Here is a 1,863-nt window from a genome sequence, read left to right as displayed (position 1 = left end):
GAGCCGGGCGGCGAAGTCTCGTTGCTGCAGGCGGTGATCGCCGACCCCGAAGGTCAACTCGGCGCCGCGGCCCGCGCCCGGTTCGGCGATGCGCTTCCGTTCCTGCTCAAGGTGCTGGCCGCCGACGAACCACTGTCGCTGCAGGCGCACCCCAGCGCCGAACAAGCCGCCGAGGGATACCTACGCGAGGAACGCCTCGGCATCCCGGTCAAATCGCCGGTGCGCAACTATCGAGACGCCAGCCATAAACCCGAGCTGTTGGTGGCACTGCATCAGTTTGAGGCGCTGGCAGGCTTCCGTCCCGCGGCCCAGACCATCGAGCTGTTGCGGGCCCTGGCGGTGTCCGACCTGGACCCGTTCATCGAGTTGCTCAACGACCAGTCCGACGCTGACGGACTGCGCGCGTTGTTCACCACCTGGATCACCGCGCCGCAGCCCGACATCGATGTTCTGGTGAGCGCAGTGCTGGACGGCGCCATCAACTACGTGAGTTCGGGCGCAACGGAATTCGCGGCCGAAGCGAAGACCGTGCTGGAGCTCGGTGAGCGGTATCCCGGCGATGCCGGTGTGCTGGCCGCGCTGCTGCTCAACCGGATCACGTTGGGGCCCGGCGAGGGGATTTTCTTGTCGGCCGGAAACCTGCACGCCTATTTGCGTGGTGTGGGCCTAGAGGTAATGGCCAACTCCGACAACGTGTTACGTGGTGGCTTGACTCCCAAGCACGTCGATGTTCCCGAGTTGCTGCGGGTTCTGAATTTCAACCCGACTACCGAGTCACAGCTGCGTGCTGAGACTCATCCGGATGGACTGGCGTCGTTCTACGACACGCCGACCGTCGAATTCGCGGCGTCCATGCTCACTCTTGGTGACGACCAGATCGGTCACGAGGTCGATGTGCCGTCGCGACACGACGGTCCGCAGATTCTGTTGTGCATCGAGGGTTCGACCGCGGTGCACGGAAAGTCGGGGGTGCTGACGCTGACCCGTGGCGCCGCCTGCTGGGTGGCCGCCGACGATGGTCCTATCCGGCTGCTCGCGCACGAGCCGACGAAGATCTTCCGGGCTACCGTCGGCCTGTGATCAGCGCGCCACGGCGCTCGGTCCGGCCGGTGCGGCGCTCGGCGAGCCACAGCCGCATGTTGTGCCTGACCGTGCGACCGACCAGGCCTGCTGAGGGCACCATGTAGAGGCTGTCCAACAACGAAAACCTGCGCAAAAACCATTCGGCGAGAACGGGATCGGTCTCGGCCGCGCCGAGAAATTGGTCGAATAGGCTGCCCACCGGGCGGTACCACCGCGGTTGGTGGCCGGTCGCGTGGTGGAAGGCGAAGTCGCCGATCGCAGTCATCATCCACACCGGGTAGGTGGTCTTGGATGTTGCAATATTCACTTCGCGGGCAATGTCCTCGTCCGACCCATTGGCCAGCGCGCGGCGCAGATGACCCGCCTGCAGCGAGGTCATCGTCATGCCCTGCCCGTAGGTGGGGTCGAAGCTGGCCACCGCGTCGCCCAACGGCAGGATGCCGGACGGAAACCGGTCCAGCTTGTGGTAGCGGCGCCACCGGCTGGTGGGGTAGCGGTGGAAGGCCGCCTCGCCGACCGGCTCGGCCCGCTGCAGCGCAGTGGCGATACGTTTGGGCAGAATCTTTTTGGCGAGCGCGAGCATCTCGGCAAAGGTTTGCGGCGGCTTGACTTTGCCGACGCCGAAGGTGGTCAGCGTCCAGGTGCGGTCCTCGTATCCGAGCAGCCCCAGCCCGAGCGGTTGCTGGCGGGACGCGCCGGCCACGATCACCCGCTCGCGAAGCGCCCCTTCCGGCAGCCGGAGCTGGTGTGACGCATAGCCAATGCCGACCTCGACTGTCT

At 65.9% G+C, this 1,863-nt stretch carries 1 protein-coding gene and 1 pseudogene; one reads left to right on the top strand and one right to left on the bottom strand.

All coding sequences use genetic code 11. The features are described 5' to 3' along the window. Window positions 1–1,080: mannose-6-phosphate isomerase, class I (gene manA, locus WAO18_RS07770; protein WP_422205253.1), on the top strand; the 1,080-nt coding region annotated here is incomplete at its 5' end. Here the strand turns inward: manA and WAO18_RS07765 are convergent. After that, window positions 1,064–1,863 (bottom strand): annotated as a pseudogene (locus WAO18_RS07765) (oxidoreductase); the annotation flags it as partial. The gene manA and the pseudogene WAO18_RS07765 overlap by 17 nt on opposite strands.

The sequence above is a fragment of the Mycobacterium sp. genome (assembly GCF_049278535.1).
Taxonomy (GTDB): Bacteria; Actinomycetota; Actinomycetes; order Mycobacteriales; family Mycobacteriaceae; genus Mycobacterium.
The sequence above is the reverse complement of the archived record's forward strand: the minus strand, read 5'-3'. Positions and strand labels throughout refer to the sequence as shown.